The 329-nt window shown below is 50.5% G+C and carries 2 rRNA genes; both read left to right on the top strand.

The features are described from left to right. Positions 1–97: ribosomal RNA gene (locus ICC18_RS33455) — 23S ribosomal RNA — on the top strand; the annotation flags it as partial. A gap of 133 nt (positions 98–230) precedes the next feature. Next, positions 231–329: ribosomal RNA gene (gene rrf / locus ICC18_RS33450) — 5S ribosomal RNA — on the top strand; the annotation flags it as partial.

Below are 329 nucleotides of genomic sequence, written 5' to 3'. Positions count from 1 at the left end.
GTAAGACCCCTTGTAGACGACGAGGTTGATAGGTTCGAGGTGGAAGTGCAGCAATGCATGCAGCTGACGAATACTAATCGGTCGAGGGCTTAACCTAATCCCAACCAAGTGAAGTGGAAGCTGACGAAGCATATGCCGATTACTTGATTGGGGCCCAGAAAGACTAAGACATTCACACTTTACGCAAGTTTCGTATCTAGTTTTCAGGGTGCAAACAAGCACTTTGATCGTTTGGTGATGATGGCGGAGGGGACCCACGCGTTCCCATCTCGAACACGACCGTTAAGCCCTCCAGCGTCGATGGTACTTGAACCGAAGGGTTCTGGGAG

Source organism: Paenibacillus sedimenti (assembly GCF_014534655.1).
GTDB classification, from domain to species: Bacteria; Bacillota; Bacilli; order Paenibacillales; family NBRC-103111; genus Paenibacillus_E; species Paenibacillus_E sedimenti.
The sequence above is the reverse complement of the archived record's forward strand: the minus strand, read 5'-3'. Positions and strand labels throughout refer to the sequence as shown.